The 3110-nt window shown below is 59.4% G+C and carries 3 protein-coding genes and 1 pseudogene; 2 read left to right on the forward strand and 2 right to left on the reverse strand.

Translation table 11 applies throughout. The annotated features are described in order from the left end of the window. The first annotated feature begins 296 nt into the window (after window positions 1-296). Entirely contained in the window at window positions 297-1109 is an 813-nt protein-coding gene (locus DW49_RS0123715) for a crotonase/enoyl-CoA hydratase family protein (RefSeq protein ID WP_005617938.1), read from the forward strand. A gap of 38 nt (window positions 1110-1147) precedes the next feature. Further along, a complete protein-coding gene (gene nudC, locus DW49_RS0123720; protein WP_005617939.1) occupies window positions 1148-1984 on the forward strand; it encodes an NAD(+) diphosphatase in 837 nt (278 codons plus the stop codon). On the opposite strand, the gene DW49_RS0123725 is transcribed toward nudC, so the two are convergent. Then, window positions 1952-2731 (reverse strand): TSUP family transporter, encoded by a 780-nt coding sequence (locus DW49_RS0123725; RefSeq protein WP_005737718.1) that lies wholly within the window; start codon window positions 2729-2731, stop codon window positions 1952-1954. The two genes, nudC and DW49_RS0123725, sit on opposite strands and share 33 nt — an antisense overlap. A 105-nt stretch (window positions 2732-2836) precedes the next feature. Then, window positions 2837-3004, reverse strand: a pseudogene (locus tag DW49_RS0123730) (gfo/Idh/MocA family oxidoreductase); the annotation flags it as partial. Between the last annotated feature and the right edge of the window lie 106 nt (window positions 3005-3110).

The raw sequence follows: 3110 nt of genomic DNA on the forward strand, positions 1-3110 counted from the left end.
TACAGATGCCCTATCGAAATGATGACGGAAATGATGTCCAAGCATCATGAGAGTCCATCCCTAACTCAATAGCCGGGTGTTGCACTCAGCCTCTGAAACCGCCCAGTAATGTCACTCAATACTGGACCCCTGTGTATTCTGACCGTTCAGACTATTTATGGATAGCCAACGCGAAATATATATATATCCAAACGGATAGCTGGCTGTCCGGCAAATGTCACAGTAGCCCGTTTACAGCTCTGGTGCCGGGCTTGGTATAGTCCGGCGCTTGAATATAAAAGCCTGAGGATAACGCCGTGTCCGATTATCAGAGTTTGCGGGTTGAGCTGGCTGACAACATTGCTCACGTACAAATACATCGACCTGAAAAGCTCAATGCCATGAATGACGCGTTCTGGACCGAAATCATCGAGATATTCGACGCGATCGAGCGCAACGATGAAGTGCGCGTGGTGGTACTCAGCGGCGCGGGCAAGCATTTTTCCTCGGGTATCGACCTGGCGTTGCTGGCGTCGGTCGCCAACCAGATGGGCAAGGACCCCGGACGCAACGCGCGGCTGTTGAGGCGCAAGATTCGTGACATGCAGGCGTCGTTCACGGCCGTGGACACGTGCCGCAAGCCGGTACTCGCCGCCATTCAGGGTTATTGCCTGGGCGGTGCCATCGACCTGATCTCGGCCTGCGACATGCGCTATGCCGCCGCTGACGCGCAGTTTGCCATTCGCGAGATCGACATGGGGATGGCTGCCGATGTAGGAACATTGCAACGGTTGCCGAGGATAATAGGCGACGGCATGCTGCGTGAACTGGCGTACACAGGGCGAACCGTCGGTGCCGAGGAAGCGCAGCGGATCGGCCTGGTCAATCGCACCTTCGATGACACTGAAGGTCTGTTGCAGGGCGTGTTTGCGGTGGCGCGGGAGATAGCCGAAAAATCCCCGCTGGCCATTGAAGGCACCAAGCAAATGATCAGTTACATGCGTGATCACAGGGTCGAAGACGGCCTGGAACACGTTGCCATCTGGAACGCAGCCATGCTGCAATCACCCGACCTTAAGCTGGCAATGGTTGCGCAGATGAGCAAGCACAAGCCGGTCTTTGATAATTGAAGCCAGACGCTATTGAGTCTGAGCAAAGGAGTTTTTTCATGACAAGCCCGCAGCGCTGGACAACTGCAGTTCTGGATGTCGAGGCCGACGGTGGTCTGGCCGTGGTCCAGGGGGATCAGGGTTTCTTGCTGGACAGCAACGGGGCACTGTTTCCCAGAAGCTGGCTGCGGGCGCTGGACCTGCCGGTGCAGAGCGAGCACGGTATCGGTTACTTCGACGGTGAGCCGGTCTACCTGCTGGTTCTGCAACGCTCGGTGGCTGTCGAGGGGTGCGCCTGGCAGGGGTTGCGTCAGTTCATGCTGGAAGGGGACTTTGCGGTCTTCCAGATGCTCGGTTACGCCGCGCAAGTCGCTACTTGGGCTCGAGAGCACCGCTTTTGCGGGGCGTGCGGGCGTGCGACGGTGCAGATTGCGGGCGAACGGGCGATGTACTGCGAACACGATAACCTGCGTCTGTACCCACGTATCTCGCCGAGCATGATTGTGCTGGTCACCCGCGGCGATGAAGTACTGCTTGCCCGTTCACCGCGTTTTGTCAGCGGGATGTACAGCGCGCTGGCCGGGTTTGTAGAGCCGGGCGAGTCTGCCGAAGACTGCGTGCATCGCGAGGTGATGGAAGAGGTTCAGGTGCGCATCAAGAACCTGAAGTACATGGGCAGCCAGTGTTGGCCGTTTCCGCATTCGATGATGCTTGGTTTTCATGCGCAATATGCAGGCGGCGACATCGTGCCCCAGGTCGACGAAATTGAAGACGCGCGCTGGTTCCATATCGATGACCTGCCGCCATTACCGGCCAATCGGTCTATTGCTCGTTATCTGATCGAAGCGTATCTGGCCGAGCGCTCAGGCGCCCCCGAACCAGTGCTGCCAGGCTAGTCGCACAGTCAGCCCGAGCACCACGGTGATGAACACCGGGCGGATGAACTTTGCACCGCCCTTGATTGCCGTGCCTGCGCCAAAGTAGGCACCCAGCATCACCGCAAGGCCCATGGTCAGGCCGATGATGTAGTCCACCTGACCGGAAAAGATGAACACCGAAAGCGCCACGATATTGCTGACGAAGTTCATGCTGCGCGCAACGCCGCTGGCCTTGACCAGATCCACCGGGTACATCAGCAGGGTGCTGACCGTCCAGAAAGCGCCGGTGCCCGGCCCGGCGACGCCATCGTAGAAGCCCAGGCCCAGCCCTTGCGGCAGTTGCCATTTCTTCTTGATGGGCGCGTCGCTGTCCAGCGGTGCCTTGGGCGTGCCACCGAACAGCAGGTACAGCCCGCAGCCGAACACAATCACCGGGAGCATCTGGTTAAGCCATTCGGCGGGCAGGTAATGGGCGATGATCGCGCCCAGTGCCGCACCCACGGCTGTACCGACGATCGCGTGTAGCCACTGCCGGGGGTGAAACAGCTTGCGGCGGTAGAAGGTGAAGCTGGCGGTCGCCGAGCCGAAGGTCGAGCTGAGCTTGTTGGTGCCCAGCACCAGATGCGGCGGCAGGCCGGCGGTCATCAGTGCCGGGGTGGTGAGCAGCCCGCCGCCACCGGCGATGGCGTCGATAAAGCCCGCCACAAAGGCGACGACAGCCAGAATGGCGAGGGTGGTCAGGTCTACGCTAAGTTCAAAAGGCATGAGGCGAGAGGCTTATGGCAGAAAGCGGCAAGGGGCAGAATGGCTGCCCGAACGTGGCGCATTCTACCCCTTGGCTCACTGTTGCAGGAAGCCTGTTGCAGCACCTCAGATATCGTCGAGCGCAACCCAGCGTTGTTCTTGGGCGGCGAGGCGAATGGCGGTCGCCAGACGCTCGATCTGCCAGGCCTCTTCAAAGTCCGGGCCTCGGCTGCCCTGGCCGCAGACCGCGAGAATCAGCGCCTGCACCTCCAGTGCCTTGAGTTCGTTATAACCCGGCGGCGGCAAAAACTGAGCGCAACACCTGACCAATCCGGTACGGTGAACCTATGTCATATCATGAACTCAGCATTGAAGAACGCATCACGATCCAGTTTGGCCA

Origin of the sequence: Pseudomonas avellanae BPIC 631 (assembly GCF_000444135.1) — a bacterium.
Taxonomy (GTDB): domain Bacteria; phylum Pseudomonadota; class Gammaproteobacteria; order Pseudomonadales; family Pseudomonadaceae; genus Aquipseudomonas; species Aquipseudomonas avellanae.

What these genes read in the sequence shown, in the direction of transcription:
- nudC (WP_005617939.1), top strand. Translation starts at nt 1,148, where the DNA reads ATGACAAGCCCGCAGCGCTGGACAACTGCAGTTCTGGATGTCGAGGCC.
- DW49_RS0123725 (WP_005737718.1), bottom strand. Translation starts at nt 2,731, where the DNA reads ATGCCTTTTGAACTTAGCGTAGACCTGACCACCCTCGCCATTCTGGCT.